This is a genomic window from Streptomyces incarnatus (assembly GCF_001027185.1).
In the GTDB taxonomy this organism is placed as follows: domain Bacteria; phylum Actinomycetota; class Actinomycetes; order Streptomycetales; family Streptomycetaceae; genus Streptomyces; species Streptomyces puniciscabiei.
In genome coordinates this window covers 3,740,054-3,757,914 of record NZ_CP011497.1, presented here as the reverse complement: position 1 = coordinate 3,757,914, position 17,861 = coordinate 3,740,054, and the positions used below count along the sequence as shown (strand labels likewise).

20 protein-coding genes and 1 pseudogene are annotated in these 17,861 nt (G+C 70.5%); 8 read left to right on the top strand and 13 right to left on the bottom strand.

Annotation, left to right across the window (positions count from 1 at the left end):
* Positions 1-77: 77 nt before the first annotated feature.
* From ABB07_RS16780 to ABB07_RS16770, 3 genes are all read right to left on the bottom strand, one after another.
* Entirely contained in the window at positions 78-317 is a 240-nt protein-coding gene (locus tag ABB07_RS16780; RefSeq protein WP_208899458.1) for a multicopper oxidase domain-containing protein, read from the bottom strand.
* Between the two features lie 160 nt (positions 318-477).
* Positions 478-1,308, bottom strand: a complete 831-nt coding sequence (locus ABB07_RS16775; RefSeq protein WP_425264728.1) for a polysaccharide deacetylase family protein — start codon at positions 1,306-1,308, stop codon at positions 478-480.
* Entirely contained in the window at positions 1,305-2,693 is a 1,389-nt protein-coding gene (locus tag ABB07_RS16770) for a glycosyltransferase (RefSeq protein WP_208899457.1), read from the bottom strand. The genes ABB07_RS16775 and ABB07_RS16770 overlap by 4 nt, the downstream gene beginning before the upstream one ends.
* 138 nt (positions 2,694-2,831) lie before the next feature.
* Here ABB07_RS16770 and ABB07_RS16765 point away from each other — a divergent pair, with 138 nt between their 5' ends.
* Together ABB07_RS16765 and ABB07_RS16760 are read left to right on the top strand one after the other, a co-directional pair.
* Positions 2,832-3,242: a BlaI/MecI/CopY family transcriptional regulator gene (locus tag ABB07_RS16765; protein WP_208899456.1), complete on the top strand. Its 411-nt coding sequence runs from the start codon at positions 2,832-2,834 to the stop codon at positions 3,240-3,242.
* Positions 3,243-3,246: 4 nt separating this feature from the next.
* Entirely contained in the window at positions 3,247-4,281 is a 1,035-nt protein-coding gene (locus tag ABB07_RS16760) for a M56 family metallopeptidase (RefSeq protein ID WP_208899455.1), read from the top strand.
* 277 nt (positions 4,282-4,558) lie between these two features.
* Here ABB07_RS16760 and ABB07_RS16755 read toward each other — a convergent pair whose 3' ends face one another.
* Positions 4,559-5,155: an ImmA/IrrE family metallo-endopeptidase gene (locus ABB07_RS16755; RefSeq protein WP_208899454.1), complete on the bottom strand. Its 597-nt coding sequence runs from the start codon at positions 5,153-5,155 to the stop codon at positions 4,559-4,561.
* A 3-nt stretch (positions 5,156-5,158) separates the two neighbouring features.
* Complete coding sequence (locus ABB07_RS16750) at positions 5,159-5,545, bottom strand: helix-turn-helix domain-containing protein (protein WP_208899453.1); 387 nt, start codon at positions 5,543-5,545, stop codon at positions 5,159-5,161.
* Positions 5,546-5,709: 164 nt separating this feature from the next.
* Between ABB07_RS16750 and ABB07_RS16745 the strand changes: the two genes are divergently transcribed.
* From ABB07_RS16745 to ABB07_RS16725, 5 genes and pseudogenes are all read left to right on the top strand, one after another.
* The gene (locus tag ABB07_RS16745) at positions 5,710-5,988 is read left to right on the top strand and encodes a multiubiquitin domain-containing protein (RefSeq protein ID WP_208899452.1); all 279 of its coding nucleotides are present in this window, start codon (positions 5,710-5,712) and stop codon (positions 5,986-5,988) included.
* Positions 5,985-6,371 (top strand): hypothetical protein, encoded by a 387-nt coding sequence (locus ABB07_RS16740; protein ID WP_208899451.1) that lies wholly within the window; start codon positions 5,985-5,987, stop codon positions 6,369-6,371. The genes ABB07_RS16745 and ABB07_RS16740 overlap by 4 nt, the downstream gene beginning before the upstream one ends.
* 137 nt (positions 6,372-6,508) lie before the next feature.
* Positions 6,509-7,756, top strand: coding sequence for a ThiF family adenylyltransferase (locus ABB07_RS16735; RefSeq protein ID WP_244189394.1), 1,248 nt, complete (start codon positions 6,509-6,511; stop codon positions 7,754-7,756).
* Between the two features lie 67 nt (positions 7,757-7,823).
* A pseudogene (locus ABB07_RS16730) lies at positions 7,824-7,961 on the top strand (aquaporin family protein); the annotation flags it as partial.
* A gap of 391 nt (positions 7,962-8,352) precedes the next feature.
* Positions 8,353-8,835, top strand: coding sequence for a DUF5994 family protein (locus ABB07_RS16725; RefSeq protein ID WP_189397165.1), 483 nt, complete (start codon positions 8,353-8,355; stop codon positions 8,833-8,835).
* A 90-nt stretch (positions 8,836-8,925) separates the two neighbouring features.
* Here the strand turns inward: ABB07_RS16725 and ABB07_RS40850 are convergent, their stop codons facing one another.
* The 8 genes from ABB07_RS40850 to ABB07_RS16680 form a co-directional block, all read right to left on the bottom strand.
* A complete protein-coding gene (locus ABB07_RS40850) occupies positions 8,926-9,570 on the bottom strand; it encodes an STAS domain-containing protein (protein WP_244189393.1) in 645 nt (214 codons plus the stop codon).
* 10 nt (positions 9,571-9,580) lie between these two features.
* Positions 9,581-10,285: a DUF5994 family protein gene (locus tag ABB07_RS16710; RefSeq protein ID WP_208899448.1), complete on the bottom strand. Its 705-nt coding sequence runs from the start codon at positions 10,283-10,285 to the stop codon at positions 9,581-9,583.
* Positions 10,286-10,379: 94 nt separating this feature from the next.
* Positions 10,380-11,573: a PP2C family protein-serine/threonine phosphatase gene (locus ABB07_RS16705; protein WP_208899447.1), complete on the bottom strand. Its 1,194-nt coding sequence runs from the start codon at positions 11,571-11,573 to the stop codon at positions 10,380-10,382.
* 76 nt (positions 11,574-11,649) lie between these two features.
* Positions 11,650-12,216, bottom strand: a complete 567-nt coding sequence (locus ABB07_RS16700) for a DUF5994 family protein (protein ID WP_244189392.1) — start codon at positions 12,214-12,216, stop codon at positions 11,650-11,652.
* Positions 12,217-12,375: 159 nt separating this feature from the next.
* Positions 12,376-13,350, bottom strand: coding sequence for an STAS domain-containing protein (locus tag ABB07_RS16695; protein ID WP_208899446.1), 975 nt, complete (start codon positions 13,348-13,350; stop codon positions 12,376-12,378).
* A gap of 485 nt (positions 13,351-13,835) precedes the next feature.
* Entirely contained in the window at positions 13,836-14,879 is a 1,044-nt protein-coding gene (locus ABB07_RS16690) for a serine hydrolase domain-containing protein (protein WP_208899445.1), read from the bottom strand.
* Positions 14,880-14,996: 117 nt separating this feature from the next.
* On the bottom strand, positions 14,997-15,530 hold the full coding sequence (locus tag ABB07_RS16685; RefSeq protein WP_208899444.1) for an NUDIX domain-containing protein: 534 nt from the start codon (positions 15,528-15,530) through the stop codon (positions 14,997-14,999).
* Between the two features lies 1 nt (position 15,531).
* Positions 15,532-16,887: a helix-turn-helix domain-containing protein gene (locus ABB07_RS16680; protein ID WP_208899443.1), complete on the bottom strand. Its 1,356-nt coding sequence runs from the start codon at positions 16,885-16,887 to the stop codon at positions 15,532-15,534.
* A 222-nt stretch (positions 16,888-17,109) separates the two neighbouring features.
* Between ABB07_RS16680 and ABB07_RS16675 the strand changes: the two genes are divergently transcribed.
* A complete protein-coding gene (locus ABB07_RS16675; RefSeq protein ID WP_208899442.1) occupies positions 17,110-17,859 on the top strand; it encodes a hypothetical protein in 750 nt (249 codons plus the stop codon).
* Positions 17,860-17,861 lie beyond the last annotated feature (2 nt).

Below are 17,861 nucleotides of genomic sequence, written 5' to 3'. Positions count from 1 at the left end.
GGGTGCGGCCCGAGCCGGGCCTGTGCTGCGCCGGGCTTGTACGGCGCCGGTCCCGTACGGCGCCGGACGGCGGGACGTCAGGAGCAGCGCAGCAGGATCATGAACCCGTAGTCCATGTGGAGCTGCTGGTGGCAGTGGAACAGGGACAGCCCCGGCTGGTCGGCGGTGAAGTCGAAGGCGAGGGTCTGGTATCCGCCGAGCATGACGACGTCCTTGCGCAGGCCGCGGGTGGGGGTGCCGGCGATGTGCGTGAGCTCGAAGGTGTGCCGGTGCAGGTGGAGCGGGTGGATGTCGTCGGAGGCGTTGCGCAGCCGCATCCGGTACCGCCGGGGTGCCGGTGTCGCTGTGCACGTCGACCACGCGGGCGGCCTTCGGTGAACCATGCGGATCAACGACGCCGAAGCCGGTAGATCGGGCGCGGTAACGGGGTGAATCACCGGGTGGCGGGGGCGCAGCCGGCGGGCCCGTGCCGGGATGCTACGGCGCCGAAGGCCATCCGTGGTCACCCAGCCGGCCCACCTCCAGGCCCCGTTCCGCGCAGGTGTCGAGGATGCGGGGCAGGGCGCCGAGGGCCGAGTGCCAGGCGCCCGGGGCGGAGGTGCAGTCGGAGTCGTGGAGCAGGATGGTTCCGCCGCCGTCGAGGTCGCGGGTGACGGTGCGGTGGACGGACTCGGGTGTGGCCCGGGCCGTCCAGTCCTCGCCCCAGCAGGTCCACAGCACCGGCGTGAGGCCGAGTCGGCGGGCCGCCAGATGCGCGGCGGTCGACATGACGCCGTACGGCGGCCGGAACAGCGTGGGCCGTCGCCCGGTGATCGCGGCGACCGTGTCACGGGCGCGGGCGAAGTCGTCGTGGGTGGCCCGCGGGCCGCGCAGCAGCAGCGGGCGGTGCAGCCAGCCGTGGACGCCGATCTCGTGGCCGGCGTCGGCGATCTCGCGGACCAGACCGGGGGAGCGGTGGGCCTGCGTACCGAGCAGGAAGAAGGTGGCGTGCACCCCGCGCTCGGCCAGCAGCCTCAGGAAGTGCGGGGTGGCGGCGGGGTCGGGGCCGTCGTCGAAGGTCAGGGCGATGTGGTCCGGGCGGCCTCGGCCGGACAGGCGGGGCAGGGCGCGGTTGCGCAGCGGCCCGAACGTCGAGACGACGGGGGCGGCGTGGGCGGCGGCCAGCACCGGCAGGGCGGTCAGGGCGGCGGTGCGCAGGGCGCGGGCGGCGGCCGGCCCGGGCAGGGCGGTCAGGGCCGCTGTGCGCAGGGTGCGGGCGGTGGTCGGCCCGGGCAGGGCGGTGGTGCGCAGGGTGCGGGCGGTGGTCACGAGTGGTGGCCTTCCGGGCGGGGCCCGTGATGCGGGGCGAGGTCGTCCAGGTCGAGGCCGTGGCCGATGGTGCGGGCGAGGCGCGGACCGTCGTACGCCGTCGCGGCTCCCGTGCCGACGGCGCACGCCCACACCGCGCACGCGACGGCGACGGTCGTGGCGAGCCGCCGCGGGGCGGGGCGCCGCCGGGCGGCGGGACGGTGGCCCGGCTGCGGCGGCCCGGCCCGGTGCACGCGCGCAATCTCGGCCGCCGGGCCCTCGTCCGGAGCCCCGGCGAACAGGGCGAGGCCCGTCTCGCGCTGGAGCGTGCCGCGCGGGCCGTCGATCAGGTCGCGCAGGACGGCCTTGAGGTCGGCCGGCTCGCGGATCCAGACGGCCGCGCCCGCTTCGTCCAGGGCGGCGGCGTTGGTCAGGCCGTGGCCGGGTATGCAGCGGTAACTGGCGACGGGCAGGCCCGCGGCGAAGGCCTCCAGGGAGGTGAGCCCGCCGGCGTTCTGCACCAGGACGTCGGCGGCGTGCATGAGGCCGGGCATGTCGTCCACCCAGCCGTGGACGTGCTCGATGCCGTCGGCGCGCAGCTGCTCGGCCAGGGCCTCGTTGCGTCCGCACACGACGACCGGTACGGCGGCGCCGCAGTCGCGCACCTCCCGGGCCACCTTCCGGACCGGGCCGACGCCCCAGGACCCGGCGACCAGCAGCGCGAGCGGGGCGTGCGGCGGCAGCCCGAACCGGGCCCGGGCGCGGTCGCGTTCCGCTCGGCCGCAGGGCCGGAACCGCGGGTCGGTGACCGGCCCGCACACCCGTACGTCCGCCGCTCCGGCGGCCCGTGCCTGGGCGGCGGGCACGGCGTGGGCCGCGAGGTGGACGTCGACCCCGTCCGCCACCCACAGCGGATGCACCGAGAAGTCGGTCAGGTAGGTGAGGACCGGTGCGGTCAGCCGCCCGGACCGGCGCAGGTTGCCCAGCACCCGGCTGGCCCCGGGATAGGTGGAGACGACCGCGCCGGTCCCCGGGGCCAGGGCGCGCAGCACCCGGTCCTCGGCGGAGCGCAGCAGCGCCCGTGCCGCCGGGCCGCCGCCACCGGCGCGCTCGGTGCCGGCGTAGATCCGCTGGTAGGCCCAGGGCGCCCGGACGAGCATCCGGTGGTAGCCCTCCTGGACGGCGCGGCCGAGCCGGGCGGGCAGCAGGTCCAGCAGGTCGTGCCGGTCGACGGTGAAGCCGTCCGCGTCGAGGCGGCGGGCGAGTTCGGCGGCGGCGCCGTCGTGCCCCGCGCCGACGCTCGCGGAGATGATCGCGATCCGGCCGGCGGGCGTCGCCCCGCCCCGTGGGCGCGGTACGGCGCCCACGGGTGCGGGCACGGGAAGAGTGCGTCCGGCGTAGGGCATGGGCTGGTCCTCCGGCCGTGGGAGAGCTGGGACTCTACAAGATGTAGTAGTTCGCGCGTCGAAGTCGGAGCATACCTCCTACAACTAGTAGGAGGTGACCGGGTAGCCTGTCCTGGCCAAGGCGAGGAAGGACGGACGGTGAACGACCCGAAGAACCGGGACACTTCTGGCCGGCGTGCGCGCGGCGAGCTGGAGAGCGATGTGCTGGCCGCGCTGTGGGCCGCCGACGGCCCGCTGACCGCCCGCCAGGTCCTGCAGCGGCTGCCCGGCGACCTGGCGTACACCACCGTCCTGACGATCCTGTCCCGCCTCCACGACAAGGGCATGCTCGTCCGGCACCGGGAGGGCCGCGGATTCGCCTACGCGCCGGTGCGGGACGAGGCCTCGGACACGGCCCGGCGCATGCGGTCACTGCTGGAGAAGGGCTCCGACCGCGAGGCGGTGCTGACCCGTTTCGTGTCCGAACTCTCCGCGGCCGACGAGCAGTTGCTGCACCAGCTGCTGTCCGGGCCCGAGGCTCGGGGCGAGGGCTCCGACGGGAGGCGGTGAGCCGGTGCTGATCAGCGTCTACGTCCCGTTCGCCGTCACGGCGGTCCTCACGCTGCTCGCGCCCCGGCTCGCACGACGGCTCACCCCGCGCCCCGCCGCCTGGGCCCTGGCCTGCGCCGCGCTCGTCACCGCGATCGGCTGGACCGGCTCCCTCGCCCTGCTGGCCTTCACCGGCATCGCGCAGATCCCCGAGGTCGCGGCCGAGGGCCACTGGTCGGTGACCGCGCTGCGCGCCGAGGACCCGGTGTATCTCGTCGTCGCGGCCGTCAGCGCGTGCGTCCTGGCCGCGAGCGTCGTCTCGCTGGGCGTGGCCGCCCTCCGCCAGGTGCGCCAGGTGGTGCGGACGCGCCGGGAGTGCGCCGGGCTGCGCGGTGGCACGGAGCTGGCCGTGCTCGACGACGACGCCCCGCTGGCCTTCGCCCTGCCCGGCAGGCCCGGACGGATCGTGGTCTCCCGGGGCATGCTGCGCTGTCTCGGCGACGCCGAGCGCGAGGCCCTGCTGGCGCACGAGCGGGCCCATCTGCGCGGCAGGCACCATCTGTTCCTGAGCCTGTGGCGGCTCACGGCCGCCGTGAACCCGCTGCTGCGCCCGCTGGCCGGCACGGGCGCCTTCGTCCTGGAGCGCTGGGCCGACGAGGAGGCAGCCGCGAAGGTCGGGGACCGGTCGGTCGTCGCCCGCGCGGTCGGCCACGCCGCCCTCGCGTCCGCCGGCGCGCCCAGCCCCGCCCTCGCCGTGACCGGCGGGGAGGTGCCCCAGCGGGTACGGGCCCTGCTGGCGCCCCCTCCCGCCCGCCGCAGCCTGCCCTTCCTGGCCGGCGCCCTCCTGCTGCTGACCGTCTGCTGCGCGAGCCTGGCCAACGCCGCCTCCGACAGCGACCGCATGGTCGACAGCGCGAAACGAGCCCAGTGCGTGGCGCTCATGGTCACCGCGAGCACCTCACCGACGACCGGCCACCGGCACACCCCCGGCGTCTGCTGCCCTCACCACCACGGCGAGCACGGCGAACACGGCGAACCCCGCCGGGACAGCACCGGCTGACCGAGGTACGACGCGAGCGGGGACGGGACCCGAAGACTCCGCCGGAACCCCGGGAAACCTCAGCTCACGGCCACACCAGGCAATACGGCTGATGCCCCGCCTCATGCAGGCGATGCGAGAAGTCCTGCCACTCGTGCAGCAATTGGGGGTGGCGGGGCGCTGGCCTGGGGGTTCGCACGGAAAAGGCAGCTGAGCTGGGGAGACTCCTCTCCGTAGTTCTCACAGGTCAACACCGTTTCCCAGGCTCATGTGCCCTCGATGTGCCCTGGCGACTTTCCTACCGGCGGGTTCCCGCAGCCCGCTTCTGTAGCGTCCGCTGGGCGATCTTCCGAGCGCCGGAGGCGTTCATGCGCCACGCGGCGAAGCGCAGGCTCACGTCGAATTGCTTTGCGACTTCTTCGTCAGACCTTCTCGACAGAGCTGCGGACACGGCGGCCTTGGTTGGAATCAGGAGTTCTCCGGAGAGGTAGGCGGCTTCCTGTTCCCGCGCGGCCATCTCGGGGCCGAGGGCACGGCAGCCGCCGTCAGCGAAGAGGATGCCGTCGAATTCGTGCTCCAGCAGGAGGTGCGACATCTCGTGCGCCACGTTGGACCTGCGGCGCTGGAGGGTGTGCGCACTGTTTTCCACGATGAACCGCGCTGTCCCCACTGGCACCAGTGCCGCCGACCACGCCTCGGGACGGCGGAGCGAGAAGTGCTCCAGCGCCTCGTCGGAGCAGCCGTCGCCGGCGAGCTGATCCGAGGGATAAACGGGGATCGAGTATTCGTCCGTCAGTTCCTGGAGGTCGAGCCGGTCGTGTAGTCCGACGCCTATCTCCTCGCGGACGTCAAGTGCAAGCTGCTGAAGAGCCTTCTTAGTCCACCCCTGATCCACGCGTCACCTCGAACGGGCTTCCCGATCGGAGGCGAAGCGGCGCACGGCGGCTCCGATCACCTCTTCCAAGTACTTCACGTCCTCTGCCCCCAGGTCGCTGCGTGCTCTGAGAAGAGGTGCCAATTGGGCCATCAGCTCGGGCTCGGCTGGCTGAGTCGATTCCTCCGCACCGTCAGGATCAACCATGAAGGTTTCGGCTGGCATGCCGAGCCATCGCACGAGGGCCGCGAAGGCATCCACGTCCGGTCGGTTGCCGTTGGCCATGCGCGTCATGGTCGAGGGGCTAACGCCTACCTCGGCGGCGAGCTGTCGCCATGACAGCTGCCTCTCGTTCTTCGCGGCGTCGAGAGCCGCGTACAGGGCGGACACGTTTACGCGAGTCCGGGCCATCGCCTTCCTCCTCGGTATCGGGTGGTCAGTCTACTTTCCAACGGTGTTCGACATCCAGAACAAGAAGGTGCTACTCTGGCCGCGGTGTTCGACTTTCGAAACACTGCGACGCTCTCGTTACATTGTGAGCGTTGGCTCCAACCCGCGTGAAACGAGGTACGGCTATGACCGCCCACGATGAGGTGACCGCGCAGACGTCTCCGCCTCGGCCTCACCCGATCACTGTGACCGTCAACGGTCAGCCGGTCGAGCTGCCGGATCGCGAGGTCACCGGTCTCGAGATCAAGCAGGCCGCAGGTGCTCAGGGCCTGCCCGTCGACGACCGCTTCCAGCTCTCCGTCCGTCGAGGTAACGGTCGCTACGAAGTCGTGGACGACAGTGATCAGATCCGCGTGCATGCGCACCAGGAATTCCTGGCCGTCCCTCCGGATGACAACTCGTGATCAACGTCGCTCCGGCCATCGCCGAAGCCGTCGAAGCCGTCCGTGCCCACTTTGCCGGTCACTCGGTCGTGGTGGAGACGGACGGCGCCGGCGGAGTGATCGTGACCATCGATGAGGTCATCATCGGCCCCGCCTACACCTCACAGTCGACATGGCTCGGTTTTCAGATCAGCGCCGCCTATCCAGACGCGGACATCTATCCCCACTACTGCGGTGTCCTGAGCCGCACCGACGGACAGGCGCACGGGCCAGCCATTCAGCATGTGCAGTGGCGAGACCGTCCCGCGTTGCAGATCTCACGCCGTTCCAACCACCGCGATCCACGTGTGGACAGCGCGGCTCTTAAGGCCGAGAGGATCCGACGATGGCTGGCCGACCAGTAAACCCACCCAGCGATGGCTGGAGCCTTACTATCCCGCCCCGGCTCTGGAGTGCGCTGTCCAGCCACCTGTTCTCCGACGGTGAGGAACATGGTGCCGTCCTCCTTGCTGATCAAGCAGAAGGCCCCCGCGGACCGCGTTTGCTGGCCCGCGAGCTGTTTATCGCCCGGGACGGTGAGGACTACGTGCCAGGTGAGGTCGGCTACCGTGCGCTGTCCCCGACCTTCGTGCGCAACGCGATCGTCCGAGCTCGGGAGGAACGGCTCGCCTATCTTGCCGTCCACTGCCATCCCGGCGGGGACAGCGTCCGCTTCTCTCGTATTGACCTGGCTAGCCATGAACGCGGCTACCCCGCTCTGCGACAGATCAGTGGGCACATCGTCGGAGGTGTCGTCTTCACCCCCCATGCAGCAGCTGGCGACCTGTGGCTCCCTGATGGCGGTCGAGCTGCGTTGAGCGAGACTGTCATCCCGTCGGGAAATTTGGTTCGCCTGAGACAGAGCCCTTCTGGGTCTGCGGTCTGCGATCCTCTGTGGGACCGGCAGGCGAGACTTCTTGGTGACCGCGGCCAGGAAGCGCTCAGTCGGATGCGCGTTGCGGTTGTCGGCCTGGGCGGCGTCGGGAGCCTCCTCGTCGAAGAACTCGCTCGACTCGGGGTTGGCGGACTGGTTCTCGTCGACGATGAAACCGTCGATGCGACAAACCTTCCGCGCCTGGTCGCTGCGGAGCGCGGCGATGTCGGCGAACTCAAAACCAACGTCGCGGCCCGCAATGCTATACGGGCCAATCCAAGCGTTCGACTGGCTCCCATTCCGCGGCGGGTGGAGCACCACGAATCTCTCCGTGAGCTGTCCCGGACAGATTGGATCTTCCTTGCCGCGGACAGTCATGCTGCTCGGCATTGGGTCAACGCGGTTGTGCAGGAGTACCTGATCCCCGCTACGCAGGTGGGGGTGAAGATCCCCGTCGTTGGCGGCGGAGAAATCGGCCAGATCCACACGGCCACTCGTCTGATCGCTCCTGGCGTCGGGTGCTTCTGGTGCAACAGGCTCATCGACCGTACGGAGCTGGCTATCGAGATGCACCCAGCTGATGAGCGCGAAAGAGCCCGCTATGTGCCTGGAGTGCCGGCGCCCAGCGTGATGCCCCTGAACACGCTCGCAGCTGGCGAGGCGCTTACCCACTTCCTATTGGCTACTGCCTTGCTGCACGGGGATGATGGCGACCTCGGCTCCGTAATCCATCGGCCGCGTAGCCGTGAACGGGGCCTCCAGGACTCGCGCCAGGACGCCGATTGCCGCTGGTGTACGGCTGCGGGCAATCTTGCTCGCGGCGACCGGGGCGAAGTCGCGATGCGAGTCGCTTCGGCCGAGCTGCAGCGCACCTGAGGCGCCCCGGGCTCGCCACACCGGAATGGCCGTCTCTCGGCTCCGGCGGCGGTGTAAGCAGGGGCGCCGCGCCTTCACCGACACCTTCGCCGGCATCGCCCCCGCGTCGATCGCGGGGTTCATCGGCATGCAGCTCGTCGGAGCCGTGGCCGGACTGGCACTGGTGGCCCTCGTCTCCCTGCCCGGCCGGGAAGCCGCGGAGTGACGCGGGCAGCTCCGGTCGTGGTGATCGGTGGTGGCCAGTCCGGGCTTGCCACCGGCTGTCACCTTCGCCGGCTGGGCGTCGACTTCGTCATCGGTGTTTCTCTGTGCCCCCGGCAGGATTCGAACCTGCGACACCCGCTTTAGGGGTTTTCCCTGGGCAGGGCTGTGACCTGCGGAAACGTCGGTCGGAGTGCGTCTGGCCTGGGAAAATACCACTCCGTAGTTCTCCAGTGTTCACGGGGCTTCCCGGCCTCATGTGTGCTGGTTCCGTTCCGTCGGGGGCGAGAGGGCGGGCGATCTTGCAGACGTCGGTGAGTGTGGCGCCAGGAGTAGCGTGGGAGCTGCGGAACGGAGTCCCGTCGTCGCACCGGCCCTACAGACGGGTGGTCATCATGACCAGCTCGGACACACCACCTGTTCCCCGGCGTCTGCCCAGTGGCGTCCACGAGGCGGTGCGGCCAGGGTGCGCGCTTCTCCGGCTGGAGACGACCGAATCACGCGAAGGCGTCCTTGACGGCGCGTGGTGGCCGCGCTCGCGCGACATCGGGGCCGAGCTGCCCGCCCTGTTGAGTGCCCTCGTCGCCCACCTCGGCCCCGTGTCCCGCGTGGGGCTGGATGCCTCCGCCTGGGAGGGTCTCCCGACGCGTATCGTCGTGGACGACCACGTGGTGCACATCGACTCCTTCCCGGTCGGTGACGACACGGTCCTGATCACCCGGGGCGACCGGGACATCTTCTCGCTGCTGGTCGTCCCGCCCGACGCGGCACTGGATGCCGCCCGTGCCGCGATGGCCCAAGCGGTCCGGGTGGACAACGTCAGCGACGCGGAACAGATCCTCATCGACACCGGGAGCGGGCGTGGTCCTGTGGGCTGACGGGGCGGCGCGGGGCGCGACCGTACGGCTTGACCGGCGCACCAACGCTCTCCGTCCGGTGGCCCGTTCCCTGGGGTGCTTCTGTCGACGTCAGGCCCGCTGAGGGCGCGCCCCTTTCGGCCTCATCGGGTAGAGCAGACCGTCGGAGCCCGTGTCCATGAGCAGTCGTTCGGTCTGCGGGGAGGGGTGGTGCAGCAGGAGGAACGCCTGGGCCTCGGCGGCATGCTCCGACACGTCGAGGAAGACGCGCAGGCCGCTGTCGTCACAGCGGTCGACGGTGGTCAGATCGACGTCGATGAGGGTGATCCCGTCCCGCAGACACTGCTCCAGAGCGGCGCGCACCCGGGGCGCGGTGACGGGGTCGATCACACCGGCCAGGGTGACCAGGGCCCGCGCGCCCCGGTCGTGCCGGTAGACGTTCAGCCGTGGAAGAGTCATGACGCCTCGGTTCGGATGCTCGGAACCTCGGGTGCTCCAGAGCCTGCGTCCACGCCCCGGGCTCGCGTCGCCGCGGGCCGGGTGGGCGGTGGGGCCGGGCGGCCGGTCGGACGCCCGGATGCCGACCCATGGTGCGGGGTGCGGCTGGGGCGCGCCACGGTCACGGCGACCGGGCCGGGGAGTGCTGTACCGGTACGCCGCGATCCTGTCGGCGTGCTGGAGCCCGAGCCGGTGGATCACGTACGCCGCCACTGCGACGAGGACCAGGAAAGCGACGGCCGTCAGGAAGGCGTTCATGGCGGCCACCTCACATACCGATGATCAGCCGGCTGGCCGGCCCTGGCGGACCGGTCTGTCCGGTGACGGCCGCGGACACCGCCGAGGCGCCGCCCTCGTACTCCCATGCCTCGTCCGGGCCCAAGGTCTGGTCGGTGGGGGAGACGGCATGCCGGGCCGCTTCCGCGGCGATGAGCGCGCTCGCGGTCAGGAGCGGGTCGTCGTGGTCGGATACGGCTGCCATCAGACGGGCCGCCGACTGCGCCCCGGTCTCGGGCGGAACGACGAGGAGATCCAAGCGGCTGGTGCCGTAGGAGAGCAGCAGCAGCTTGTGCGGGTCGATCTCCGACGTGAACCAGCCGACCTTGACGATGTGCCCGCTCACGGGGATCTTGCGGGGGATGGCCGGCCAGTGTTCCGGGTTGACGGCGATACGGGTGATGCGGCCCCACAGTGGGTCCAACAGGTCGGTGAGCGCCGGCAGTTCACTCAGCAGGTCCCGGGACCGTGGCCACCAGGCTCCGTCCAGCAGCCCGCGGGATGCGCCGTCGGTCTTCAGCGCGAGACGCGCGGCCGGGGCTGCGACGGGCTCGCGGTGCGGCAGGGTGGGGTACAAGGTCGCCGACATGGTGCGGACCTGTCTCCGGGCCACCTGTGCCGCGGCCCGGGTGTCATCCTTCGCCGGGGACGACCCGGCGTGGAAGCCGGTGTGCGAAATGCCCTCGGTACTGCCCACACTACTCCGCGTTCATTGGCGGCGAGGGGCGGTGGTCGTACGGATGTGCGGTACCTGCCGCCGTGCAACGGTGACGGACGGCGGGGACGAGAGGTCAGCCGCGCCACTCCACCATGAGCAGCGTCGCGTCGTCGCTGGTCTGTCCGCCGCGCGCCTGCTTGAGCGTGTGGGACAGGGAGCGCGTCACCGCCCTGATGCCGCGGCCGGTCCTCTCCAGCTGGTTCACACAGTCGATCAGCTGGTCCTCGCCGAACTCCTCCCCGCCGCTCTTGTGTTCCTCGACCACTCCGTCGGTGAAGCAGAGGACTCGGTCCCCGGGCACCAGCCCCAGTTCGCTCACCCGCGGCTCCATACCGCCCAGGCCGACGGGAAGGGTCGTCGGGGCGACCAGACGCTGTGCGACGCGGTGGTCGCGGACGAGGATCGGCGGCGGGTGCCCGGCGTTGACCCACTGCACCCGCCCCGTGGTGGTGTCCAGCTGCAGCATCTGCGCGGTGACGAAGTGCTCGGGACCGAACTGCTCGGCCACGGCGCGGTCCATGAACGCGTAGATCTCCGACAGTCCGATGCCGGAGCGGCGGGCGTGGCGGTAGGCGCCGATGGCCACGGTGGCCATCGTGGCCGCGTCCAGTCCGTGGCCCATCGCGTCGATCATGACCACGTGGAGGACATCACCGTTCAGCGCGTAGTCGAAGCTGTCGCCGGCCACGTGGTAGGCGGGTTCCAGGATTCCGGCCACGGCGACCCGGGGCATGATCATGGCCAGCGGTGGCAGCAGGGACCACTGGATCTCCGCGGCGACGCTCATGGCCTCATCGCGTCGGACGTCGAAGAACAGGTCGGAGTAGCCGTGCTTGGTCACCAGAAGGTCGGCCACCAGGCCGGAGATTCTGAGCAGCAGGCGGCGGTCGTCGTCATCGACGCTGTCCAGCGTCACCGCCATGACTCCCACCTGGTCACCGCCGTCCAGCAGGGGTAGATGGACCCGGACGCCGTCTTCCTGAGGCACCTCCACGGGGACGGCGTCGAGAAAGCAGCGGCCCGCGTCGGAGTCGTCGATCACCTGCGGCTCCCCACCGGTGAGTCCCTCACCGGGCAGAGGCACGAGCACCAACTGGCCGTAGTCCTGCAACAGCACCTGCGGACGGCGGCCACCGAGCCGCTCCATCACGTCGGCGACCAGGGGCCCGATGAGATGGGGTGGGAGTTCGTGCGCGCTGTCCAGGATCTTTCCGAGGAGCGCTTCCCCGAAGCTTTCGGACCGGCCCGGGCGCCGTCCTGCCGCCATTCCCTCACCTTCCGCGGCCACGCCTCGGGCGGGGGTGAGCCGGGATGACAACGGATCTGTCGGTGCCATGGCTCCATCATGCGGTCGTGGATGCCCGGTCCGCCGGTCGGGTGCAGCCGGTTGGGCTGCTTACCTGGGGTCCGGCTCCTCCTTCCGGCTCCCCGGTGTCCTGTCCGTCGAGGCCGCTCTCGGCGAGTGCCAGCAGGCGCGGAGCCGACAGCGGGTTGGCGGGGTCGGCGGCGGCGGTCAGCAGCCGGGTGGCCACTCGGGCCGACTCGTCCGGGGGGATCACCAGCAGTTCCCAGCGCCCCACGGTGTCGCAGTCCACGGTGATGGCATGCGCCTCGGCGGCGGAATCGGTCAGCATCACCTCGATCACGTGCCCGGGTGCCATCACCTCCTGCGGGGCATCGGGCCAGGCGGCCGTCCCCACGGTCACGCGGGTGATGGTGCCGATGCTCGGGTCCAGGGAGCCGACCAGCACGGGCAACTCCAGTTCCAGTGCGTCGCAGCGCGGCCACCATGCGCCGTCCAGCGGGCCATGGCTGACGTCCGGGGTGAGACGGAGCCGGGGCAAGGGCATGCGGTAGGAGTGTCCGTCACCTGGCGCCGTACCCTCGGCGGGCTGTGTGATGGCGTTCATCGTGCGATCCCGTTCCGGGCGGTGCGGTTTCCGGCTGCCCGTCTCGTGTTACTCGCCGGGAACGGCGCCGCCGTCATCGTGCGCCCGGAAGTTCTCGGTATGTCTCAGATTACTCCCGGCGTGGCGGACGGCGTGGCGCGCAGCCCTCGCACTGCCGCATCACCGGCGGGCAAGAGCTGTTGCCTGGGCGGACAAGGTCAGCACGCAGGGGGCGACGGCGCCGTGCAGCCCCACGACCTCACCCATGTTCTGCCAGCCCCAGGACGAGAAGGCGGCTTGTCCTGTCTGGTCGGCAGGATGCAGCAGGGTGATGCCGAGGGAGGAGTGTAGGTCTGTGAGGAGACGCTGTTGCAAGCGGTGGGCGATGTCGCGGTGTTGAACGTGCGGACGGGCCACGACCTGGGTGAGGACGACGAACCGCGCACGGGAGGTGAGCCGCTGGATGATCTCCTGGAGCGGTCCGCCGTCCTTACGGCCGTCGGAGCCGTCAGAGCCCACCGGAAAACCGAAGGCGCAACCGACCAGCACCGTCGTCTCGGCGACCAGCAGGGCGAAGCCGGGGCGGTGGGCGGTGACCGCCAAGCGGTGCAGGAAGTCTCCGCGATCGTGGTACGCCTCTCCGACGGTGCCCGCGACGGACTGCGCAGCCAGGTCGGCAATGTCCTCGCGCATGTCTTCCGCCTGCCAGCGGGTCAGCCGGCGAAGGCGGATACCGTCCCTGAGGACCGGCTGATCCGCCCGACGAGCGGGGTCCTCGGGCGCCCGCGCCGCGGTGCTCATGAGGTCGCTGGATGCGGTGGGCGGCACGGGAATCACGGGGGCCGCAAGGAGCAGCGACGACGATCCGGTGGCATCGAGGAGCCGGGCGATCTGAGCACACGGATGGTGCAGCCGCAGGCGGGCGTGGACCCGGCCGGCGCGACGTGCTGCCGACAGGAGGACGTCCAAGCCCCGGGCGTCGCAGGAGCCGACCGTGGTCAGGTCGATGTCGATCTCGGTGACGCCGTCCAGCAGACACTGCTCCACTGCGGCCCGCAGCAGCGGCGTCGTGGCCGGCCCGATGTCGCCGGCAAGCGTGACGAGCGTCCGCTCTCCTCGGTTCCGCCGATAGATGTCCAGCCGGGAAAGGGCCATCACGTCTCTCCTCGGCGGGATTGCGGACCTGCGCGGGCGCTCGGCGCGGTTCCTGCCCGTGATGAGCTTGCGCTGAGTTGCTTCGACCGCGGCGGACATGGTGCCGACCCGTCTCCGCGCCGACCACGGGGGCGGCCCGGATTCACTCGTCTCTCGCCGAGGACGACCCGGCGTGGGGCCGGAGTGCGTGATGCCCTCGGTACTTCAACCGTACGTCGGCCGCAACCGGAAGCGGCTGCGTCGAAGGACGCGCACCTCACAGCCGAGGGCCGGCGGGGTAAGGGCGGGGCGCCACCCCGTCCCTGCCCTGTCGCGGCAGGTTTGCAGGATGCGCCCCGGCTCTGGTGGACCAGCACCGGGCGCCGCGCAGCCCCCTGAACACAGCACAGCGCTGCCGCCCGTGAAACCCGCACGCGACGCGATCTCCGCCCACCGGGTCTCCGAACCAATCCGAGCGAAACGTCCCACGCCAGGGGGACCGGTTCCTAGGTGAAAGCCAGCTTTCGGAAGGCGTTGCGGACACCGTTCAGCAGTTCGCGGTCGCGGGAGTAGTACAGCTTGTTGGTCAAAAGCACCGCCCACCGGCCGTCGATGGGGGAGATCCACATGCCTGTGCCGGTGAAGCCGTAGTGGACCCAGACCTCCTCCTCGGCAGTGGTGCCGGGAGCCGGATGCCAGAACAGGCCGCGAGCCGGCTGGAGATCACCCGTCTGCTTGGTCAGGGAGCAGGTGGCCCACTTGCTACCGAAACCGGCCCGCCAAGAGGACGTGGCAGGGGCGAGCATGTAGCGGAGGAAGGCGGCGAGGTCATCGACGACGGTGAAGACCCCGGCGATGCCGCACACGCCGCCGAGGAGGCGGGCCGAGAAGTCGTGGGCGACTCCCTTGAGGTGGGTGTCGGTGTCCTGGTCGAGTTCGGTCGGTGCGCAGCGGGCGGCGAGGTCGGCGGGCAGGGGGCCGAAGCGGGTGGAGGCCATGCCCAGTGGGTGCCAGGCGCGGGTGGTGGCCAGTTGGTCCAGGGGCTGGCCGGAGAGGTGTTCGGCGAGGTAGCCCAGGATGAGGGCGGCCCGGTCGGTGTACTCGACAGCTTCTCCGGGTGCCCGATGGAGTTGTTCTCGGAGGACGCCTCGGCGGATTTCCTCGGGCTTGGTGCCATAGAGGTTCTTCAGCTGTGCCCGCAGGGGAACGCCGGCGGTGTGCGTCAGCAACTGCTGGGCGGTTACGGCGGCGAGTGGATGGCCGGCGACCTCGGACCAGAACGCGCCGAGCGGCTGGTCGAGGTCGAGGGTTCCGTCTTCCCACAGGGCGCCGATGGAGGACCAGACGGCGAGGATCTTTGTGAGGCTCGCGGCGTCGAAGACGGTGTCGGTGCGCATCGGCACGTCCGGCTCGTCGGGGTCGAGGACGCCGGTGGCGCCCTGGGCGAGGACGCCCGTGGCATCGCCGACGGCCCAGACGGCGCCCGGGTACACCTTGTCGCGGACTCCCTCGTCGAGTAGGGCTTCGATGCGGTCGCGGTCGTACGTCATGGTCTCCCTCTTCGCCGACGTGTCCTGCCGGGCGTTCACCGAGGAAACTTGGGAACGCTGGACGCGGTCACTCATCACGCCGTGGGGCGAGACTTCTTCCCCAGAAGAGGCGCTCAGTTATTTCCAGCCGTCCAGCGACACCTGGGGCCCGCCGCTGAGGTAGCGGTGGAGGGCACTGGCGGTGGTCTCGACGAATTCGTCGGGGATGGCGTTGGCGTCGACCCAGCGGACTTGGGCGTGCTTGCTAGGTTCGCGGTTTTCGGGCTCGCCGGACCATTCGTGGGCGACGAAGACGACGGTGAGGAAGCCGTTGGGGGCTTCCACGCCCCAGGCGCCGTGGATGATGTGGGCGACCTTGAGCGCTTCTGGCCTGACGGTCAGACCGGTCTCCTCGTACAGCTCGCGGACGGCCGTCTCGGTGATCGGCTCGCCGGGCTCGCTCTTGCCGACCGGGAGGTCCCACATGCCCTTGGCGAATTTGGCCTGGTCGCTGCGCTGGAGGAGGACCACGCGGTTGGTGGCCTTGTCGTGGACGATGACGGCGGCGACCAGCAGGGTCATGGATTCCACGGCGGGCTTGAGCGCTTGGGGCTGGTCATCGGTTGTCGGCTGAGCCACGGGGGTCCCTTCGTCGGCCGGGTTGGTGGGCATGTTAGGCGAGCGCCTCTCGGGCGCGACGGGCGAGTTCGGCGGCGCCGGGGACTTTGCGCCGCTGGTAGACCGCCAGCGTCGAGCGAATGGAGGTGATCGCCTTGCGGGTGCGGTCGGAGGTCATGCCGTCCATCAGCGTGAGGGCCTGGTTCCAGGCGGCGACTGCCTCATCGGCGCGGGCCTGGGCGGCGAGGCTGTCGCCGAGGTCCGCGTAGGTGAGGGCGTGGACGCGCTTGTACTTCTCAGGATCCCAGCGGACGAGCGCGTCGCGGTGCTGTTGCTCGGTTCCGACATGATCGGCGAGATCGGTGAGGGTGCGGGCCGTGTGGCTGGCGACGGTGCCGGCGGCGGGGCCGCTGACGAGGGAGAAGCTGGCCTGGGGGCCGTCGTCGCGGAGCAGAGCGTCTTCGGCGGCGAGCAGGGCGCGGGCCGCTGCGGGTTTTTCGTGGACTGCGGCGAAGGCGCGGGCGTGGGTGATGTGGAGTAGTGCCTCGGTCTGGCCGTCCACGTAGCCAAGTCCACGGCTGAGGGCGCCTTCGACGAGGTCGACGCAATGGTGGGGCTGTTTGAGGCTGAGGGCCTGGTGGGCGAGGGCGCGCATCATCCATGCGGCGTGACCGTGCGGGTCGGCTTCGCAGGCGAGCTGGTAGCCGACTTGGTAGTAGCGCTGGGCGGCGCCCTCCTGACCGAGGTCGTGGTGTTTCCAGCCCGCGAGGTAGGCCAGCTCGGCGACGGCGCCGAAGGCGGCCCGGCGCAAGGCTTCTGATGCGAAGCGGGCGCGGAGCATCGGGGCGGCGGTATCGGCAAGGTAGGCGGTGACGGTGGTCAGCCCGTGACCGCCGCCCAGGCGTTCGTCGGCTGCGCTGAACGCGGCAGTGATCTGGCGGATCACGTCGACGTCCTCGGCTCCTACCAGGGTCCGGCCCGTGCGTGCGCGGAGCATGCGGGACGCAGCCTCATGGTCGTAGGCCAGGGGCATGACCACGCCTGCGGTGGTGAAGGCGGCCACAGCCAGGAAGCGGCGTCGTTCGACGTCGGCGCGGCCCAGGTCGGTGGCCGTGACGACGGGATCGGGGTCGTCAGGAAGGGGCGCCTCGGGGTCGCGCAGGCCGATCTCGGTCAGGGTGACGGTGCGACCGGCCCTGCGGGAGAGAGCTTCCGCGAGGTAGTGGCCGGTCTGCCCTGTCGGTTGCCGAGTGCCGTTGACCCAGTGGGAGATCGCCGACTTGTTGGTGCCGATGATCTCGCCGTTCTCCGCGGCGATCCGGCGCACGTCCCTGGCCAGCGCGTCGTACGTGCAGCCGATCGCGTCGATGGCCTCGCGTAAACGGATGTTGGGCCTGTTGGGTGCCGCCATGACCTCCTCCGTCCTGGGGCTGTAAACCGCGTATACCGCTTGGCCTCGCCCACTCCGTACCCACTGTGCGTGACCGACTGTTCACTTAATCACAGCCGCCCGGAACTGCCCGACCGCAGTCCCGGCTCCCCCCTTCGGCCGGGCGGCCCTCGAAGTTCCGTACACCCTCTCCGGGTTCGGGCACTCCTGTGCCCGAACCCGCCGATCAGAGACGGAGACACGGTGACCACCATCGACACCAAGGCCATCACGGTCGAACTGCCGCAGGCGTTCGACGAGCGCTGGAGCCGCCTGCCGGGCATCCAGGTCGACGGCCGGCGCATCACGATCGACCCGGCCGAGTACTTCTTCCGCTTCGAGTCCAACACCTGGCTCGTCGCCGACTGGGAGCTGGTCAAGTCCCAGCTCTTGGACGTGCAGGAGACCACTGAGAGCGCGGTGGAGCAGCTCGCGCTGGACTTCATCAAGGCCCATGGCGAGTCCACCTCGGACGCCGCCCGGGTGCTGTCCACCGCCTACGAGGTGTACGCCTACCTGTTCCGCGACGACCACCTCGACGGGCTCGGCCTGCCGCAGATCACCGCCGACCACCTGCGGATGCTGCGCGAGGCGGCCACGCTCATGGCACTCAACAAGGTTGAGCTCGACGGGCACATCTCCAACGTCGGCCCGTGCTGGTTCTTCCCCGCCGCCACCTCGGTCGTCTTCGACCTGGACGACGAGATGGGCGGGATGCTCGACGAGGTCTACCACGGCGGCTGGTTCAACGAGCACCGCCGCATCGAGTCCATCAAGGCCCACGCCGCCCTCGGCGGACGTCTGGTGCACGGCTGCCAGTCCGTGCCGGACCAGTCCGGCGGCGTCGTCGCGCCCTACGGTGCCTCGATGGCCAACTTCCGCGATGACCTGGCCGCCTTCAAGGCCGGCTGGATCGAGCAGGTCTACGCCCACCGCGTGAGCCCCGCCGCGTAAGA